Here is a 19,067-nt window from a genome sequence, read left to right as displayed (position 1 = left end):
TCTACTTATTTTCTTTAATCTTAAACTTATTGATTTCATTTTTCAATTCTGTAGCCAGGCTGTTCAATTCACTCGCTGACGCGGTCGATTCTTTGGATCCCGCGGCTGACTGCTTTGCCACGCTCGCGACTTCTTTCATTGAAATGGCGACTTGTTCGGTCGCTACTTTCTGCTGTTGAATCGCGATCCCTATCTGGTTCGCCGAGTCCACTGTCTGCCTCGCTATATTCAATATTTCTCCTAAAATTTCCCCCGCTTTGCGGGTAAGAGAAACGCCGTTTTCAATGCCTTTCATGCTCTGTTCCGTGGCCATAACGGAAGCATTTGAAGAAGACTGTATTTCCGTAATAAAGGTCTTTATTTTGCTTGTGGATTTAACCACGCTTTCCGCGAGCTGCCTTATTTCAACAGCCACTACGGCAAAACCCTTGCCGTATTCTCCCGCTTTGGCAGCTTCAATAGCCGCATTCAGTGATAACAGCTTGGTTTGGTTGGCAATATCATCGATAATATCAATTATCTCTCCGATTTTTTGCGTATGTTCGCCTAACGCGACTATCTTCCCCGTTGTCTCACGGGCCTTATTTTTAATATCGTCCATCGCTGAGATTGTATCCAGAACCGCCTTTTTACCAACCTCCGCGCCCTTTAAAGTCTGCTCGGTAATTTTAATAACTTCATTCGCGTTTTCCGCTATCTGGCTTGTAGTCGCGGATAGTTCCTCAACCGTAGCTGAAATTTCGCTGACTGACGCGGCCTCTTCAGTTGCCCCGCTGGATTGCTGCTCGGCGGTAGCCACAAGCTGCGCGGAAACAGTGCTTATTTTAAGGCCGGCGGCCTGTATATGAGATACCAAATTTCTAAGGCTTTGGACCATATCGTTAAAAATACTGGCCATATGCCCGATTTCATCGCGGGATTTAATCTCAATTTTCCTTGTTAAATCTCCCGTGTCGGAAATTATATTTGAAATTGAGGCCAAGGTATTTATCGGGTTTACAACAAACCACTGGATATAATAATAAAGAATCAATAAAATCGATACGACACAGATAATAAAAATAAGGCCCAGGATAAATTGCCTTTTCTTTATTTCTTTATCGCTCTCTTTAAGAGAAACAGTAATCAACAACGCGGCAGATACATCATTTAGTTTTCCCTCGTGGCATTTCAAACAGCCCTCCTCATATTTTATGGGTGTTATTTCCGTGTAAAACCTGTCGTTATTTATTGAATAAGTTGACTTTACGTGTTCACCCTTAAGTGCTTTTATCTCGTCATCATTCTTTGGTTTTTCCTCATCTGTTATGCCATATTGTTTTCCTAATTTGTCGGATTTTAACACCCTGAGATTCGAGACTAATCTTATTTTTTTTAAATTGTCAATGTAATCTCTGATGCCTGTTTCGCCTGTAGCCATAATCTGATACACCCCCGTGAATATTACTTCATTGGCCAACCGGATTTTTTCCTCCACCTGTTTGTTATATTGGCGGGTTTCAGATATAAGGGTGTAAGTCATCATTATACCCCCGCCTATAATAAGAACGATTCCAATGGTCAATATAAACTTAATATTTATCCGCGACCACTTATTATTTGTATCATTTTTCTCACTCATTTATATTCCTCCTATATTTTATTATTATTTCTTTTTCATGTTTATTCAAAATTTTATCCAAATCCAGTATAGGAATCAGTTCCCCGCCTTTTTTTGCTATAGACCAGATAAAATCAATGCCAGACGCGTATTTAATAAAATCCGGAAATTTATTTAGCTCGCTTAAACGCATTTCAAACACGTCTTCCACAGAATCAACTAAAATCCCAAATATATTATCTTCAATACTTACAAATATTACACTCCTGTTTTTCCCGGCAAAAGGCGATCTCCACTTCTTATAGAGAGCAACAACCGGCACATTTTCTTCCCTGAAAGATGTCTCTCCCTCCAGAAAAACACATTCCTTTCCCGGGAGAGAAATCTTTGGGGAATTGATCACCTCGATTACTTCTTCCCCTTCCAATCCTAAGGTGTATTCTCCCGATTTAAATACCAATATTTCAATATTAGCTTGTGAGATCATTTACCTGGGGTTATTTTTTGTTTACGGCCTCTTTTATAATATTTTCCAAATGGATCATTGCAAGAAAACGTTCATTCCCTTCTTCCTGGGAAACAGTGTTGCCAATTTTTATTTCTCCATATATATATTCTGTTTTTACCCGGTCTAATGTTGAAAGAGGACTGTCTATTTTGGACATCGGAACCTCTATCACTTCAGAAACACCGTCAACCAGCAGCCCGAGCCTGACATCATCCGCTTCTACAATAAGAATTCTTGTTTCACTGGTAAAAGGTGAAACTAAGGTGCTAAACAGCTTCCTAAGGTCTAAAACTGGCAATATCTCCCCTCTTAAATTCATAACCCCGAGGATATAATCCAGAGTTTGAGGAATTGGAAATATTTTGGACAATTTAATGATTTCTGAAACACTTTCTATTTTTATACCATACCATTCCTTCTCAAGGAAAAATACTACAACATATATTTTATTGTCTTCTGAAGAATCTGCTTTTTTTGATTTTTCATAGCTTGACATTTCTTCCTGCCATTTTTCTTTTTTAGATTTATTTTGAATTGGTATGGCATCATTTTTTGTTTCTGGCATATTTTAACTCCTATGGATATATATATAAAATTTATCGGCCCGGATTCAATATTTCTAAATCACAAATCTTTATATTAATTTATATAAAATTATGATATAATTTCTTCTTAAGATGTTTTTCTTAAGGTTAATTACCATATTTAAGTTAATTTTAATATTTTTCATAACAATAACCTCTTTTTCAATATCTCTTGCCAACTGGTCAAAAGAAATATTAATAAGCGACAAGAACTTCAATTCAATTAATCCGAGTATAACATCCGACAGCAAAGGCAACATATACATAGTTTGGCAAACTAAAAATAACAATATACAGGATATTTATTTTTCCAAATTTGACGGCAGGTGGAGCCCAATCGATAAAATAGCAGAAACTAAAGGGACCCCCCGCACACCTGTAATAATATCAGATATTTTAAACAATCTGCATCTTGTCTGGCAGGACAACAGTTTATCAAATTATAACATTTATTATGAAAGTTATAATAAAAAATTTTCCGCAGGATGGTTGAGAAACATAAGGGTTTCCAGAGAAAATTCGCAGGCCGCAAGTCCGGATATTATAGCTGATAAAACAGGAAATATCTATATCGCATGGCAGGATTTGGAAAATGGCATCTATGAAATATTTTACAAAAAATTTGAAATTGATAAAGGATGGCAGCCCGATGTAAAGCTTACAAAAGGATTAGTATCTGCCGCCAATCCGAAACTGGCAGTAGATAAATACAATAATCTGCACCTTGTCTGGCGGGATAACCGCGACGGTAACTATGAGATTTATTATAAATATTTTGACGGTAAAAACTGGAGCGAAGATTTTCGTTTAACCACGGACCCCGCATCATCCGAAAGTCCTGAAATAGCAGTTGATAATTATCAAAATGTTCATGTAGTATGGAGGGATAACCGCGATAAGACCTATGCGATATACTATAAAAAATGGAATGGAAAAACATGGGAACCCGATCAAAAAGTTTCAAATTCCAATAATGCCTCAGCGTCGATTACAAACCCGGGTATTACCATAGATATCCTGGGAGTAATCCATATCGTCTGGCAGGACAACCGGGATGGTAATTACGAAATTTATTACAAGAAATTTGACGGGAAATGGAGCGAAGATTCACGTATTACAAATGATAAGTATAATTCGTATAATCCCAAAATAATCTCTGATTCCGTCGCCAACCTGCACCTTGTCTGGTACAACCAGGAAAAAGAGTCATCATACATTTACTATAAAAAATTTTCTTCTCCAAGGCCTTTAATCAAGGCAGTAAAAGATTTTAAAGTCAATTCGGATACCGGCGCGTCAGGTCAGGCAGAACCAAGTCTTGCCATAAATACACATGGTACCATTTTTATGTGCTGGTCCGATGTCCGGATGGGTGAATTCAATTCGGATATTTACGCACAAGTTTATAATAAAGATTTTATTAAAGAAAGAAACAATTTTCGTGTAAATACCGATAAAAAAGCCTCTATCCAGGGGCACCCTCGCGTATCTTTATTTTCAAACGACTATTTCGGGGTTGTGTGGCAGGATGAACGGAATGAAAACATGGATATCTACTGCCAGATTTATGACGTCGGTTGTGATCCCAAAGGCGATAATTTTAAAATCAATGATGATGAGACCCTATCCGAACAGGACCAGCCGGATATCGCCGGATTAAAAAATAAACCTGCAATAATTATCTGGCGGGATGAAAGAAACGGCCAGCTTGAAATATACGGACAAATACTGGATATAACAATTCCCTCTGCGGGAAATTTTAAAATAACCCAGTTCCCAAAAAAAACATATTGCAGGTGGCCTGCGGTTTCGGTGTCTAATCAGGGATTTTATATTGCCGTTTGGGCCGACAACCGGGGAGGCAAATGGGACATATACGGCCAAAAAATCCAAATGGACGGAAAGTTAACAGGGAAAAATTTCAAAATAAATGAAATGTCCACAGAAAATTGCAATCACCCTGAAGTGGCATGTGATCTCAATGGGAATTTTATTGTCACATGGTGGTCAAGCAGTAAAGGAAACACAATTGTGATTTACGCGCAATATTTTGATGAAAACACTAAACCCATCGGTAAAAATTTTCTTACCGGTGATAATAATACCGGAGATGTCAAGCAAATTGACCCTGTTATCGATATTGATTCAAATGGGAATTCCATTATTGCCTGGCTTGATTACCGCAACGGTGACCCTGATATTTATGCCCAGCGTTATGATCCCAAGGGAATAGATATAAATTATAATTTCCCGGTAAACAACCGGAACGGGGAAGATGAGCAAACAAAAACAGGTTCATCATCTATTTACGAGGGAATCGTCCAGAATGAACCCCAGGTAAAATTTCAGCAAAACGGTAATATTATTTTCGCATGGGTGGACCATAAAATGGGTAACCCTGATATATTTGCATGCCGTTTTGAACCGGTAAATATGCTCCCGGTGGCTGACCCGGGTCCGGATTTTATATGGGAGGTAAATATGGCGGCTGCCATGGACGGGACAGCCAGCCGCGATCCCGACGGGGACCCTATTGTAAGTTATTCATGGGTCCAAACTGCGGGTCCGGAAGTTATACTTGAAAATCCGCAAAGTTCGAAACCGGGTTTTACGCCGAAATCAATCGGCGGGCCGTATACATTCAAACTTGTGGTCAATGACGGCCTTATAAACAGTGAACCCGCGTTTATTAATATTACAATCATAGATAATACACCCCCGATGATTACAATAGAAAATATTTATCCGCTGAACAAGGAATATGTCCGGCCGCGCATTACAATAAGAGACAATTCAAACCTGCCTGTTAACACAACAATTACATTAGACGAGGGGACATACGTTCCGGGGGCAATAATCAGCGAAAAAGGCGACCATATATTGGACATAATCGCCATAGACAGAAGCGGGAACACATCTTACAAACAGGTAAAATTCAGGATTGAGTAATCATGGGCTATCATAGTTTACGGGACGTAAACGTTAGTACAGAGAGTGCATTGCCCGTCCATATCTCGTCAGGATTAATTATGGTTTCTGTTTTTAGAGGGGAAAGAGTTAAAATACAGATTACAAATCAACACAACGTTTAATAGCAAAATTATCCATGCGAACACGTCCCCGTATTTGGTGTAAAATGTTTTTGCGTCCTTTTTAAGATAAATCCTGCTTACAAAAAAACCTTCTGTCTTTATAGGCATGGATTCAATTATTCTGCCTTTCGGGTCAAGAATAAAAGACAGGCCGGAATTCCCGGCACGGACATAATAAATCCCGTTTTCAACCGCTCTAAAAACCGACATATAGGCGTGCTGTTTCATTCCCGACGGGTGTTTTTTCAGCCAGTCGTCTTCAGTGATATTAACCAGAAAATCCGCGCCTTTTCTGACAAGGTTTCCTGCAAGGTCCCCGAAAATACCTTCAAAACAAATCATTGCGCCGGATTTCCATTTTCCTGAATCAAGCAATAAAAGTTCATCACTTGGGTCATATTTCCCGGATTCTATGGATTCCGCGAATTTATTTATAAAACCGAATTTTCTGTTGCCCGGGACCAATTCCCCGAACGGGACCAAATGGGTCTTATTATAATATGAAATATTCCCCTCCGGGGACATTAACACCGCGCTGTTAAAGTGTTTTTCTTCCATACCAATTTTCCTATAAGCCGGCATACCCAAAAGAAGGAAGCAATTCATATCTTTCACAAGCTGTATTAATCTTTGTTTTAAAACTCCGTTCTTCTCCATATCCTCAAGTATTACTGTCTCGGTCCATACAACAAGGCCGGCTTTACTTTGCTTTGCGGCCTGCATGCTGAGAGGAACTAAACGGGAAAGAACAACATCAGCCGGGAAATAAGTATAAACATCAAAATTCCCCTGGACTACAGCTATTTCCAATCCGTCTTTAGAATCATTTTTCACGTCTTTTTTGACAAAAGAATTTCCCCATAAAAATAAAATAGAGGTTAAAACCATAGTGAAAACAAGGGACTTTTCTAATCTTTTTTTAAGTATTGATTGGGAAAACCCCGCGTTGAAAAGAACAATTAAAAAAGTCACGCCCCAGACACCCGTATACCGGCTGATTTGAATTAACCATAGAAACTTATACTGGGTATAGCCCAGGCTGAACCACGGGAATCCTAAAAATCCAAGCGATTTTAAATATTCAATACCTGTCCACACAGATGCTGAAAATAACGGTTGAAGCAGGGAATAAGAAAATCCGCCTTTAAAACATACAATTAATCCAAAAACCCCGAAAAACAGGCCCAAAAAAATAATACCGAGCGGCAAAGCCAAAGGATGGAAGACACTGACCCAAAAGGCACTGACTGAAAAAAAGATAAGCCCGCAAAAAAAAGAAAGCGTAAATCCATGGATTGATTTTTTTTTGTCAATAGCGATAAAAAGAGGGACTAACGCTCCCCATGCCAGATAACCCAGGTCAAATGGAGGAAAACACAATATTAACAATAGGCCGCTTAAGGCTGAAAGGAAATATGACATGATTGTTATAAGCTCCAGGCTATAGTACTCTGGCAAGTTAATTTTTGATAGATCCTGGAACCCAGACCATAGAGCTTTATTTTTTAAGCTTTCGCTGTTCCGCAGCACTTTTTATATTTTTTCCCGCTGCCGCATGGGCAAGGATCATTCCGGCCTATATCTTCGGAATGCCTTTGTTCGGTTTTTTTGATACTTCCGGGTTCCGCATGCGAAAAATACATAGGCTGGCGTCTTCTTGTAACAGGGGTAACGTCCTTTTTTAATTGTATCCGGTAAATATAATCAATTATTTCCTCTTTGATTTTTTCGTTCATTGTATTGAACATGACAAAACCCTCGTGCTGGTATTCAACCAGTGGGTCCCGCTGGGCATAAGCCCTTAGGTTAATTCCCTCTCTTAAATGGTCCATGGAAAGTAAATGGTCCTTCCAGCGGTTATCAACCACCTGGAGAATAATCATCCTCTCCAGTTTTCTCATTATATCAGGGGAAATTTCTTTTTCTTTATCTTCATAAATAGCAAGCAATTTATTATAAACAATATCTTCAATGTTTTTTCTTCCCGTCTTTAGAAAATCAATATCAAGTTTCGCAGAGTTCAAGGTATGAAACCATTCAATAAACGCTTTTGTGTTCCATTCTTCAGGATGGACATTTTCATTGAGGAAGATATCCATTTTGTCCTGCAAGACTTCCGACAGCATCTCTTGTATATGTTCTTTCAATTCCTCGCCTTCAAGGACCGCCTGTCTTTCTTCATATATCACAACCCTCTGTTTATTCATAACATCATCATATTCAAGGAGATGTTTCCTGATTTCAAAATTATGGGATTCAACCCTCTTCTGGGCGGTTTCAATCGCCTTGGTCACCCATGGGTGCTGAATATCTTCTCCTTCCTGCATTCCAAGCTTCCCCATCATCCCCGATATTTTATCAGAACCAAAAAGCCGCATTAAATCATCCTCTAATGAAATATAGAACCGTGAAACCCCGGGGTCCCCCTGCCTCCCGCACCTTCCGCGAAGCTGATTATCAATCCGCCTGCTTTCATGCCGCTCTGTGCCGAGGACATATAACCCGCCAAACTCTACAACTTTTTTATGTTCTTCTTCAACACTCTTTTTAACTTTTTCAAGTGCTATTTTATATTCTTTTTCAAATTCTTCCGGTGATTCAATATCGGTCCTAATTAATTCTTTTGCCAAAAACTCGGCATTTCCCCCCAAAAGAATATCAGTTCCCCTCCCCGCCATATTAGTGGCTATAGTAACCGCTCCAAGTCTTCCCGCCTGCGAAATTATCTGGGCTTCTTTTTCATGGTATTTGGCGTTTAACACGTTATGTTTTATTCCCTTTCTTTTCAGCATCAAGCTTAGTAATTCCGATTTTTCAATGGAAATGGTGCCGACAAGGAGGGGCCTTCCTTTCTTGTTCCAATTGATGATCTCATCTACAACCGCGTTAAATTTTTCTTTCTCGGTCCTGTAAATTACATCCGGGAAATTTTCGCGTACCAACGGTTTGTTTGTGGGGATAACCACAACATCCAGATTATATATTTTATGAAACTCCACTTCCTCCGTCACCGCTGTTCCCGTCATGCCGGAAAGTTTTTCATACATACGGAAATAATTTTGAATTGTTATTGTCGCAAGGGTCTGGTTTTCATTTTCAATTTTGACATGTTCCTTTGCCTCAATTGCCTGGTGCAATCCGTCCGACCACCTGCGGCCCGTCATCAACCTCCCGGTAAATTCATCAATAATAAGTATCTGGCCGTCTTTTATTATATAATCAACATCTTTTTTAAATAATGTGTGCGCCCTTAACGCCTGGTTAATATGATGGACCCACTCGATGTTGCTGCCGGTATAAAGGTTATCCACCTGAAGCAGTTTTTCAGCCTTTAATACCCCTTCTTCCGTCAAAAGAACACGTTTCTCTTTTTCTTCAACTATATAATCTTTCTCCTTGCTTAAAAGCGGAATAATACTGTCAATCCTGTAATATTTATCCGTTGATTCCTCGGCAGGGCCTGAAATAATAAGTGGGGTCCTTGCCTCATCAACAAGAATACTGTCAACCTCATCAACAATTACAAAAAAATGCCCGCGCTGTACCTGCTCCTCTTTACTTAAGGCCATATTGTCCCTGAGATAATCAAATCCGAATTCATTATTCGTCCCATACGTAATATCGCACTGATAAGCCTTGTGGCGTTCATAGCTATCCATTCCCGACTGGATAACGCCAACAGTCAAACCAAGATATTCATAAAGAGGCCCCATCCAGAAACGGTCTCTTCTCGCGAGATAGTCATTCACTGTGATGATATGGACCCCCTTTCCCGTCAGCGCGTTTAAATAAGCCGGCAATGTCGCGACAAGGGTTTTCCCTTCGCCTGTAGCCATTTCCGCAATTCTGCCCTGGTGCAAAACTATACCGCCAATCAACTGCACGTCAAAATGTACCATATTCCATGTAGGATCCCATTCCCGTCGCCTGCGGCTCGCCTCCCGGACAACCGCGAACGACTCAGGGAGAATATCATCTAAAGTTTCCCCCTTATTCAAACGGTCACGGAATTCATTGGTTTTCACCTTTAATTCCGCCTCGTTTAATTTAATTAATTCCTGTCCAAAACTGTTAATCTTTTCGACATCAGGCATTATTTTTTTTAACTCTCTCTCAGACTGGCTTCCGAATATTTTTGTCAAAAAATAATTAAACATTTCCTATTTTCCCTTTCCTAATCTTTCGGCTAAAAAAGAAGGCAGCCCCGCATCCAGAATCTTTTTCTGCGTTAATTCATAATTATAGGCCGCCCTTATCAATTTAATTATCCTGGTGTCTGTGTCCAGCACAAAATAACATGTTTTGTTATTTCCGTCGCGTGGCTGCCCCACACTGCCGGTACTTATCACGTAACGCATTTCTTTTTTTAAAACAACCTCCCCGCTTAAAAAAATCTTGCTGTTATATAAATTAATCGGGTTTAACTCAAAGATAAACGGCCGGTGTGAATGCCCCAGAAAACAAATCCAATTTTTAAAATTTAAAAAACATCTTATAATATCTTCAACAGTTATTACATAAAACCATTTTTCCGGATAATAAGGGCTCGCGTGGACAAGGGTAAAATTATCGTGATCTGTGATTAACCTTAATTCCTTTAGAAAGCTTTCATTTTCAGGCTTAATATTTTTTTGTGTCCAAAAAATAGCATCCCTGCCCCATTTGTTAAAATTAACGGTATCTATCCTGTTTGACACCGCGCAATCATGATTGCCTGAAACTACAACCGGGTTTAGTCCTCTTATCAACTCGATACATTCGTCAGGATTAGCTCCGTATCCCACTAAATCGCCTAAACATAAAAAAGAATCAACTTTTTCTTTTTTAGAATCTTCTAAGACTGTATTTAAAGCCTCCAGATTACTATGCACGTCTGAAAATATTCCATAACGCATAAACCGCTTTACCCCCGTCCCACATTTATTTATTTCATAAAACTCGGCATATCAGGCCCAAAAAATTTCCTGCCGTGACAGCCAGGCAGACAGCTTTTCCCCATTCCATTTTTACTAAAACCAACCGGGTATTTATAACGGAAATTTTTTTCGCCAAAAGGCACAAAATCATACAACATCCTGTAATTGTCCGTAGCATGCGGGCTGTGGCAAACAGTGCATTTTCTGCCCCTCTTTTTTTGGTTGTTTACATGGACATAATGCAGGTTCAATTCACCCCTGCGGAAATCAGTCTCTTTCCCCTGTAAAAACTTATAGGTTGTAATCTTAGCGTCATGGCACATAAAGCAAAGCCCGAATTCTTCAGGTTTATAATCGATTTGATGTTCCTCAGGATACTCTCCACGGAGATTCCTATAATAGGAAGAACCGTGGTGCATATGGCATTTAAGGCACCCATTTTCTTCTTTAATCGGTTTATGAACAACCTTTTTGTCAAACTCTTCTTTCTTGGACTGGTGGCATATATAACAAAAATCGTTGCCCTTGCCCCTTAACTGGAATTTTGCATCCGAACTATGAGGGTCATGGCAGCCCTTGCAATTTCCGGCAGCCACAGGTGTATGCACATATCTGGTATTTTCTTTATTTTCATGACACATATAACACAGTCGTTTGTCATTTTCATTGCGAAGCTGGTAAATATAAGGCGAGCTGTGGGAATCATGGCATTTATAGCATTCCCCTTTATCTACAGGCAAATGTTTAAACTCCTTTGATGTCTTATCGTCATGACAGTCATAACAAAGTTCTTTCCCTGTCTTTTTCAGCAGGAATTTATTTTTTGATGTATGAGGTTCATGACATATCATACAGTCCCCGCCTTCATCCGCAGGCACATGCTTAAATTTGCCCATTGTTTTATCTTCATGGCACTTGTTGCATAATTTTCCGCCGACTTTGGTCTCGATAATCAGTTTATCATTAGCGGAACTATGGGGATTATGGCACACTGTACAATCATCATCCGATACAGGTGAATGGTCTACCCCCTCTCCTGTCATTTTATCATGACATGAATAGCATAACGTATTTATTTTTTCCTTTAAATGATTGGGATTGTCAGAGCTGTGTGCCGCATGGCACACCACACAGTCCCCGTCTTCCACCGGGGTATGATTAACTTCTCCTTTTAATTTAGTTTCATGGCACATAGCGCAAAGTTTTGAATTATACTCCGTTCTCAGCATAAATTCATTTACCGACGCATGCGGATCATGGCACAACGTGCATTTACCTTCTTTTACAGGGGTATGAATATTGGTTTTTTCCTGTATCTTATGGCATTTGAAACAAAGCTTGCTTCCTTCTTCCACAAATTTTACCGGCTGCCAGAAAACCGGTTTTTCATGACAATCCAGGCATTTTCTCTGTTCAAAAGGTTTGTGCTGTTTTGAATATATCAATTTAGGTTTATCGCTTGCATGAGGGTCATGGCACTCTATACACCGGCTTTTACCCCTCCCAACCGGGAAATTAAAATGGCTTAATTTAATCCCTGTAGTCCTATTTTGCTTTTTAAACTCTGTTTCATAACTATCGTGGCACTGGTAACAAAGATCATTTCCTTCTTTCTTCAAGACCAATTTATTCTCATCTCCGTGGTCATTATGGCAGGCATTACAATCGTTTTTTTTCAGCGGCTGGTGAACATATTTTTTCTGGAATTTATCTTTCAAAATATTATGGCAATCGTAACAATTTTTTGTCCCGGCCGCCCATGAATTAAAAGTTACAAGAAACAGGATTAATAATAAAACCTTTACTGTTAATAGTTTCATTTGTTAGACTCTTCTATCTTTTCTTCAACGCTGTTTTTTACAATTTTATCCAAAACTCCATTAATAAACCGGCCTGACTCTTCTGTTGAATACTCCTTGGCAATTTCAATAGCCTCATTTATTATTATTTTAACAGATGTCTTTCCCAGGTATAAAAGTTCAAAAACCGCCATTCGTAAAATATTCCTGTCAATGACCGGCATCCTGCTCATTTCCCAGTTTTCCGCGGTTTTAGAAATAATTTTATCCAGATTTTCTTTATATTGTATTACCCCGTCTTTTAATTTTAAAGCAAACTCTTTTACACTGTCCAAAATTTCCCGGGAGTTTAAATAATTTTCCACGGCATTATATCCCGGATTCTTATCGCAGGCAACAGAATCATCCGAACTTTCCCCAATAATATCCATCATAAAAAGGAGTTCCAAAGCCAACTCGCGGGATTTACGTCTTTTGCCCATAATTCCTTGCCCCTTGCTACTTGCCCCTTCCTATTGCCCCTGCATTTATTTCTTCTTTAACTGTTGATACAAATCCGCCATTTCAATCGCGGTCAATGCCGCATCACGGCCGCGGTTGCCGGCTTTAGTCCCCGCGCGTTCAATAGCCTGTTCCAGGTTATCAGAAGTTATAATTCCATAGATTACAGGGGTATCGCCGTGCAATGATAAATGAGAAATACTTTTTGATACTTCACTCGCAATATAATCAAAATGAGGGGTTTCTCCCCTGATAATCGTTCCGAGGCAAATAACAGCGTCGGGTTTACTTGTCTTTATCAATTGTCCTGCCGCGTATGAAATCTCAAACGCGCCGGGTACCCAGATAATCTTTATATCTTTATCATCTGCACCATGCCGCGTTAAAGTATCCACCGCTCCTTCTAAAAGACTCTTGCTTATGAATTCATTAAAACGGCTCACAACCAGACCAAATTTCTTCTTTGTTGCAATCAAATTTCCGGAAATTATCTCCGCCATGGTTTTTCCTCCTTTGTTAGCGCGGAAGCGCTGAAGTTCGGAAGAACGGAAGTTTCTTATTTTCGTTCGCATTTCCGCACTTCCATACTTCCGCACTTCTGCTCTATCTTTAAAATATGTCCCATTTTTTCTCTTTTTACTTTTAAATATTTAACATTTTGCCTTGTTGGCTCTATTTCTATGGGGATTCTTTTTGTTATCTTCAGGCCATAACCTTCCAATCCGATAATCTTCTTAGGATTATTGGTTAAAAGTTTTATATTTCTCAATCCTAAATCCACAAGTATCTGCGCGCCTATCCCATATTCCCGCAAATCCGGTTCAAAACCTAATATTTTGTTTGCCTCAACCGTATCCACCCCTTTGTCCTGCAAGGCATAAGCTTTTAATTTATTTACCAAACCGATACCGCGGCCTTCCTGGCGCATATATAAAAATACGCCGCTGCCCTCTTTATTTATCATTTCCAAAGATTTTTCCAATTGTTCCCCGCAATCACAACGCAGGGAATGGAATAAATCCCCTGTAAGGCATTCAGAATGAACACGGACCATTGTATCTTTTTTTGAATCTATCCTGCCTTTAATAAGGGCCAGATGGTTTTTATTGTCGATACTTGTCCCGTAAAGGATTAACTTAAAATCCCCAAACCTTGTCGGGAATTTTGTTTCCGTTATCCGCCTTACTAATTTTTCCGTCCTCTGGCGGTAATGAATTAAATCTGCGATTGTAATAAATTTCAAACGGTGCTTTTTTGCAAATCTAAAAAGCGCCTCGCCGCGGCACATCGCTCCATCTTCATTTATTATTTCACATATCACCCCCGCAGGATACAATCCCGCCAGCACCGAAAGGTCTACAGACGCCTCAGTATGTCCCGCACGGGTCAATACGCCGCCCTCTTTTGCCCGTAAAGGGAAAATATGCCCGGGACGGACTAAGTCAGAAGGCTGCGCATAAGGATCAATTGCCGTCTTTATCGTTAACGCCCTGTCATGCGGGGAAATACCGGTGGATATTCCTTTTCCTGCATCAATTGATACTGTAAACGCCGTTTCCAGATGATCTGTATTATCAGGCACCATTGCAGGCAATTTCAATTCATCCAGTCTTTTCCCTGTCAACGGCAGGCAGACAAGTCCCCGTCCATATTTAATCATAAAATTAATCGCATCCGGTGTAACCTTCTCTGCAGCCATCACAAGGTCACCCTCATTTTCCCTGTTTTTATCATCAACAACAATAACTAATTTACCCTTTTTAATATCCTCAACCGCTTCATGAATAGTGTTAAATTTCATGCTTTTCATAATTAAAATCCGGAATTTCTCAAAAGTTCCAAAGTGATCTTGCCTTTATTTTTTTGTAATAATAGATTTTTCACATATTTTGCCAGGACATCAGCTTCAATGTTTAAAATATCACCTTCTTTGACGCTATCTAAATTTGTCAGCTTCATAGTATGCGGAATAAGCGACACATCAAAAGATTCATTCTCAAGTTTCGCGATGGTCAGGCTCACCCCATTAACTGCCACCGGGCCCTGCGGGACAAAGTAACAGGACAATTCTTCCGGGAACATAATACTCATATACACCGCGTTTAAATCCCTGTTTTTTTTAAGCACCTTCCCTGTCCCATCAACATGACCTAACACAAAATGTCCGCCCATGAATCCCTGGGGAGTCAGTGCCCTTTCCAGATTTACCTTATCTTTTATTTTTAAACTCCCTAAATTTGTCTTTTGCAAAGTAACAGGCATCACACTTGATATAAAAAAATCTTTGCCGAGTTCCTGAACCGTCAGGCACACACCATTTACAGAAATACTGTCTCCAGGCTTCAAGCCGGAAATTTTACTGAATTTTATTATTAATTTATCTCTCTCTATTTTTTTAATTTCACCTGTTTCTTCAATTATACCTGTAAACATGTTTATCCTTAAATTCACGTTTAAGAGTTTAAGTGTTTATGAGTTCTGGAGTTTTTAAACACTTAAACTCCTTAACTATCTCCATTCAGGGTATCCTTCAAACAAATAATCCCGCCCAATATTTTTAACACTAACGTCTTTCAGCTTAACCGCATTCCTTAATGCCTTTATCCCTTCACCGCCGACCAGACTATACGCTTCTCTCCCGCCGATAATCATAGGGCTTATAAAAAATAATACTTTATCAACTAACCTGTAATCAAAAAAAGACCCGTTTACTTCACTTCCGCCCTCAACCAGGACGCTTGAGATATCTTTCTCCCCCAATATTTTCAGAAGTTCATTAATACCAGCCACGTTTTTTATTTTATTAACAATCAAAACCTCCGCGCCTGTTTTTTTTATCTTTTTTATTTTTTTTTCAGGAGCACAATTTGCTACGACAAGAATCAGATCTTCAGGATTTTTCATAATATTGGAATTGAGAGGAAGCCTGCCGTGTGTATCCAGGACAATTTTTTTAGGATTTTTTTTAGTTCCTCCGCCATGAGATGTCAGATACGGATCATCAATAAGCACTGTTTTTATCCCGACTAATACGGCATCTGTCCTGCTCCGTAAAGAATATACATAATCCCTTGATTCTTTACCCGTTATCCATTTTGAATCCCCGCTCTTTGTGGCAATTTTCCCGTCAAGGCTCATACCCGCCTTCAAAATAACAAATGGCTTCTTATGTGAGATAAATTTCAGGTAAATCTCGTTTAATCTTTTGGCCTCCCTGTCCAAAATACCGGTTTCTACATTTATCCCCGCTTTTTTTAATTTTTCCAGGCCCCGGCCATTAACTATGGGATTCGGGTCAATATGAGAAATTATAACCTTTTTTATTCTGGATTCAATAATTTTATCCGTGCACGGGGGTGTCCGCCCAAAATGGGAGCATGGTTCCAAATTCACAAAAAGCGTTGAATCTTTAACTGAACCGCGTGCGGATATTATAGCATTCACTTCAGCGTGATTCCCGCCAAAACGTTCATGATAACCCCTGCCGATAATTTTCCCGTTCTTGACTAAAACTGCTCCCACAAGCGGATTCGGGCCGGTGTAACCGCGGCCTTTCTCAGCCAGGGACAATGCCTTGCGCATATAATAAACTTCATTCATATATCAAAATTCCAATTGTTCAACCCGTGTAGCCATTGTTTCTTCCAGACAATATTTCTTCAAGTCACACGGGATATCAATGGGATATTTCCCGTCAAAACAGGCAAAACAGAAGTTATCCTTTACTAAAGATAACGCTTTTTCTAAACCATCCATGCTCAAGTATGCCAAAGAATCAACCTTAAGATATTTGCGTATATCTTCCAAATCTGTATTAGCCGCAATAAGTTCTTTCTGCTGAGGTGTGTCTATACCGTAAAAACACGGATGTTTTGACGGCGGGGAACTGATCCTTAAATGAATTTCTTTTGCGCCGGCATTATAAAGCATCCCGATAATTTTTTTACAGCTTGTGCCCCTGACAATCGAATCGTCTACTACAATAATCTTCCTTCCTTTTAAAACCTCCTTTACCGGATTAAGTTTAACCCGGACACCTATCTCCCGCATGAATTGATGCGGCTGGATAAACGTCCTTCCGATATAATGGTTCCTTATAATCCCGGTTTCAAACGGTATCCCGGATTCTTCAGCATAACCAAGGGCCGCGCTTATTCCCGAATCGGGTATAGGAATCACCAAATCGGCTGCGGCCGGGGATTCTTTTGCCAGTATCTTTCCCAGTCTTTTTCTTATCGTATAAACGTTTTGCCCGAAAATATTGCTGTCGGGCCGGGAAAAATATATAAATTCAAATGCGCAAAAGGCGTGCTTTTTTTTGGGAAAAGGATAAAATGAACTAATCCCGTTTTTATCAATTATTACCATTTCCCCCGGCGATATATCCCTGACATATTCCGCGCCTATTAAATCCAGGGCACAGGTTTCAGATGTTATAATCCAGGTATTATGGCCTAATTTTCCTAAACAAAGCGGCCTGAAACCATAGGGGTCACGGATACCTATAAGCCTCCTGGCATCCATTAAAACTATGGAATACGCCCCTTCTATTTTTTTGAAGGCGTCTATTACTGTTCCTTCAAATTTTGTTTTTTTGGAATTCGCAATAAGATGCACCACCACTTCCGTGTCCATTGAAGACTGGAAGATAGACCCTTTTTTTTCCAGAAGCTGCCGTAATTCCAATGCATTTGTAAAATTGCCGTTATGGGCAACCGCTATCGAACCACCGTGGTAATTAACCAATAAAGGCTGTGCATTTTTTAAAAAACTGGAACCGGTAGTGGAATACCGGACATGCCCGATTGCCATATGCCCCTGGAGACGTTTTAAAATATCTTCATTAAAAACATCAGATACCAATCCCATTTCTTTGTAAGATGTTACGTTCTTTTCATCAGATACAACTATTCCCGCGCTCTCCTGGCCTCTATGCTGGAGGCTGTAAAGCCCGAGATAAGTCAACCTGGCCGCGTCAGTATGGCCAAATACTCCGAAAACACCGCATTTATCCTGATTTTTATCCAATATTTGCATCTTTTTTTCTTGTAACTACTCAATTTTAATAACTTATAATTTGCATCAGAAGCTTAAAATAACCAATAGAAACAGATTATAATAGATTTCCAATTAATTGTCAATTTTACTATTATTCCAAAAAAAAGTTTTTAAAAAATATCAAAATTATGTTATACTACTTTTAATATGCCGGAGAAAAAACTCAAAATTGATGACAGTATTAATATTGAAACACACAGTCGTATAAGATACGACGCTGCGGGGGAACAACGGAACCAGGATGAAAAATTTTATATCAGAGAAAAAAGCCTGCTGGAAACCGGTGTGGTCTATTTCATTATTGTTATCGGGGCATTAATCGGAATTTTTATCTATATACGGATCCAGTCTTATCACGGGAAAAGGCAAAAAGACATGCTGGAAGCTTACGAGAAAAGAAAACAGAATGAAAAACAGAAAAACAGCTATATCGGAGAAATCAACGCTTTAAGAAACTCCATATCTGAAATAAAAAGCACCGATGTGATAAAATATTCTTCAACAGAAATAAGTGAATCGGAGGCGATAATTTCAGAGGCTGAAGTGGAATTGAAAAAATTCAATTTTCCCAAAGTAACAGAACTTATCAAAAAAATAAAAGACAAACTTGATGAAGCATCCGGCAAGGCTAAACGTATTATGGATGAAATAAAAGAAAAGGAATTGGCCAAACAAAAAGAGCAGGAAGAAAAACGACGGGTAGAAGAAGAAAAACAAAAGCAGGCTGAAAAGAAAAGAAAAGAGATGGAACAGCAAAAACAAAGGGAAGAAGCCCTCAAAAAACTGCAGGAAATTGAAAATATGATAAAAAAATAAATTTTAAACTGCCTGCGTTATTATTTCAATTGTTCTAAATTTTCCTTCGCCACCTTATAATCGGGATTAACAGAACTTTGACAGTTAAACCCTAAAAAATCGCAAAAGAAGCGAAAAGAACCGCATAGAAATAAGGGGCGGTTCTTTTTTTTGGCCAAAGTGTAGTGCCATGTTTGATTAAAAATAATTAAAA

General features: G+C 39.3%; 15 protein-coding genes. 2 read left to right on the top strand and 13 right to left on the bottom strand.

Annotated features, from left to right (window positions below; all coding sequences use genetic code 11):
* Position 1: 1 nt before the first annotated feature.
* Genes AB1498_01590 through AB1498_01580 form a run of 3 tightly spaced genes read right to left on the bottom strand, consistent with a single transcriptional unit; the run spans position 2 to position 2,673 of the window.
* Positions 2-1,621, bottom strand: a complete 1,620-nt coding sequence (locus tag AB1498_01590) for a methyl-accepting chemotaxis protein (protein ID MEW6086981.1) — start codon at positions 1,619-1,621, stop codon at positions 2-4.
* Positions 1,614-2,087 (bottom strand): chemotaxis protein CheW, encoded by a 474-nt coding sequence (locus tag AB1498_01585; GenBank protein MEW6086980.1) that lies wholly within the window; start codon positions 2,085-2,087, stop codon positions 1,614-1,616. The genes AB1498_01590 and AB1498_01585 overlap by 8 nt, the downstream gene beginning before the upstream one ends.
* Positions 2,088-2,097: 10 nt before the next feature.
* On the bottom strand, positions 2,098-2,673 hold the full coding sequence (locus tag AB1498_01580) for a chemotaxis protein CheW (GenBank protein ID MEW6086979.1): 576 nt from the start codon (positions 2,671-2,673) through the stop codon (positions 2,098-2,100).
* A gap of 112 nt (positions 2,674-2,785) precedes the next feature.
* Here AB1498_01580 and AB1498_01575 point away from each other — a divergent pair, with 112 nt between their 5' ends.
* A complete protein-coding gene (locus tag AB1498_01575; GenBank protein ID MEW6086978.1) occupies positions 2,786-5,641 on the top strand; it encodes a hypothetical protein in 2,856 nt (951 codons plus the stop codon).
* 74 nt (positions 5,642-5,715) lie between these two features.
* Here AB1498_01575 and lnt read toward each other — a convergent pair whose 3' ends face one another.
* From lnt to purF, 10 genes are all read right to left on the bottom strand, one after another.
* The gene (lnt, locus tag AB1498_01570; protein MEW6086977.1) at positions 5,716-7,206 is read right to left on the bottom strand and encodes an apolipoprotein N-acyltransferase; all 1,491 of its coding nucleotides are present in this window, start codon (positions 7,204-7,206) and stop codon (positions 5,716-5,718) included.
* 83 nt (positions 7,207-7,289) lie between these two features.
* Positions 7,290-9,941 (bottom strand): preprotein translocase subunit SecA, encoded by a 2,652-nt coding sequence (secA, locus tag AB1498_01565; protein MEW6086976.1) that lies wholly within the window; start codon positions 9,939-9,941, stop codon positions 7,290-7,292.
* Between the two features lie 3 nt (positions 9,942-9,944).
* On the bottom strand, positions 9,945-10,679 hold the full coding sequence (locus tag AB1498_01560; protein MEW6086975.1) for a metallophosphoesterase family protein: 735 nt from the start codon (positions 10,677-10,679) through the stop codon (positions 9,945-9,947).
* Between the two features lie 29 nt (positions 10,680-10,708).
* On the bottom strand, positions 10,709-12,520 hold the full coding sequence (locus tag AB1498_01555) for a cytochrome c3 family protein (protein ID MEW6086974.1): 1,812 nt from the start codon (positions 12,518-12,520) through the stop codon (positions 10,709-10,711).
* The gene (gene nusB, locus AB1498_01550) at positions 12,517-12,981 is read right to left on the bottom strand and encodes a transcription antitermination factor NusB (GenBank protein MEW6086973.1); all 465 of its coding nucleotides are present in this window, start codon (positions 12,979-12,981) and stop codon (positions 12,517-12,519) included. The genes AB1498_01555 and nusB overlap by 4 nt, the downstream gene beginning before the upstream one ends.
* Before the next feature lie 45 nt (positions 12,982-13,026).
* The gene (gene ribE / locus AB1498_01545) at positions 13,027-13,500 is read right to left on the bottom strand and encodes a 6,7-dimethyl-8-ribityllumazine synthase (protein MEW6086972.1); all 474 of its coding nucleotides are present in this window, start codon (positions 13,498-13,500) and stop codon (positions 13,027-13,029) included.
* Positions 13,501-13,556: 56 nt separating this feature from the next.
* Positions 13,557-14,810 (bottom strand): bifunctional 3,4-dihydroxy-2-butanone-4-phosphate synthase/GTP cyclohydrolase II, encoded by a 1,254-nt coding sequence (locus AB1498_01540; GenBank protein MEW6086971.1) that lies wholly within the window; start codon positions 14,808-14,810, stop codon positions 13,557-13,559.
* A gap of 2 nt (positions 14,811-14,812) precedes the next feature.
* The gene (locus AB1498_01535) at positions 14,813-15,433 is read right to left on the bottom strand and encodes a riboflavin synthase (GenBank protein ID MEW6086970.1); all 621 of its coding nucleotides are present in this window, start codon (positions 15,431-15,433) and stop codon (positions 14,813-14,815) included.
* A 75-nt stretch (positions 15,434-15,508) separates the two neighbouring features.
* Entirely contained in the window at positions 15,509-16,600 is a 1,092-nt protein-coding gene (ribD, locus tag AB1498_01530; protein MEW6086969.1) for a bifunctional diaminohydroxyphosphoribosylaminopyrimidine deaminase/5-amino-6-(5-phosphoribosylamino)uracil reductase RibD, read from the bottom strand.
* 3 nt (positions 16,601-16,603) lie between these two features.
* On the bottom strand, positions 16,604-18,037 hold the full coding sequence (gene purF / locus AB1498_01525) for an amidophosphoribosyltransferase (GenBank protein MEW6086968.1): 1,434 nt from the start codon (positions 18,035-18,037) through the stop codon (positions 16,604-16,606).
* A gap of 168 nt (positions 18,038-18,205) precedes the next feature.
* Between purF and AB1498_01520 the strand changes: the two genes are divergently transcribed.
* Positions 18,206-18,874, top strand: a complete 669-nt coding sequence (locus AB1498_01520; GenBank protein ID MEW6086967.1) for a hypothetical protein — start codon at positions 18,206-18,208, stop codon at positions 18,872-18,874.
* Positions 18,875-19,067: the final 193 nt, after the last annotated feature.

It is taken from the genome of bacterium, assembly GCA_040754625.1.
In the GTDB taxonomy this organism is placed as follows: domain Bacteria; phylum JACRDZ01; class JAQUKH01; order JAQUKH01; family JAQUKH01; genus JAQUKH01.
This window is presented reverse-complemented; position numbering and strand designations above follow the sequence as displayed.

Excerpts from the sequence above, each read along its gene's own strand:
- AB1498_01590 (MEW6086981.1), bottom strand. The coding sequence starts at position 1,621 with ATGAGTGAGAAAAATGATACAAATAATAAGTGGTCGCGGATAAATATT.
- AB1498_01585 (MEW6086980.1), bottom strand. The coding sequence starts at position 2,087 with ATGATCTCACAAGCTAATATTGAAATATTGGTATTTAAATCGGGAGAA.
- AB1498_01580 (MEW6086979.1), bottom strand. The coding sequence starts at position 2,673 with ATGCCAGAAACAAAAAATGATGCCATACCAATTCAAAATAAATCTAAA.
- AB1498_01575 (MEW6086978.1), top strand. The coding sequence starts at position 2,786 with ATGTTTTTCTTAAGGTTAATTACCATATTTAAGTTAATTTTAATATTT.
- lnt (MEW6086977.1), bottom strand. The coding sequence starts at position 7,206 with ATGTCATATTTCCTTTCAGCCTTAAGCGGCCTATTGTTAATATTGTGT.
- secA (MEW6086976.1), bottom strand. The coding sequence starts at position 9,941 with ATGTTTAATTATTTTTTGACAAAAATATTCGGAAGCCAGTCTGAGAGA.
- AB1498_01560 (MEW6086975.1), bottom strand. The coding sequence starts at position 10,679 with ATGCGTTATGGAATATTTTCAGACGTGCATAGTAATCTGGAGGCTTTA.
- AB1498_01555 (MEW6086974.1), bottom strand. The coding sequence starts at position 12,520 with ATGAAACTATTAACAGTAAAGGTTTTATTATTAATCCTGTTTCTTGTA.
- nusB (MEW6086973.1), bottom strand. The coding sequence starts at position 12,981 with ATGGGCAAAAGACGTAAATCCCGCGAGTTGGCTTTGGAACTCCTTTTT.
- ribE (MEW6086972.1), bottom strand. The coding sequence starts at position 13,500 with ATGGCGGAGATAATTTCCGGAAATTTGATTGCAACAAAGAAGAAATTT.
- AB1498_01540 (MEW6086971.1), bottom strand. The coding sequence starts at position 14,810 with ATGAAAAGCATGAAATTTAACACTATTCATGAAGCGGTTGAGGATATT.
- AB1498_01535 (MEW6086970.1), bottom strand. The coding sequence starts at position 15,433 with ATGTTTACAGGTATAATTGAAGAAACAGGTGAAATTAAAAAAATAGAG.
- ribD (MEW6086969.1), bottom strand. The coding sequence starts at position 16,600 with ATGAATGAAGTTTATTATATGCGCAAGGCATTGTCCCTGGCTGAGAAA.
- purF (MEW6086968.1), bottom strand. The coding sequence starts at position 18,037 with ATGCAAATATTGGATAAAAATCAGGATAAATGCGGTGTTTTCGGAGTA.
- AB1498_01520 (MEW6086967.1), top strand. The coding sequence starts at position 18,206 with ATGCCGGAGAAAAAACTCAAAATTGATGACAGTATTAATATTGAAACA.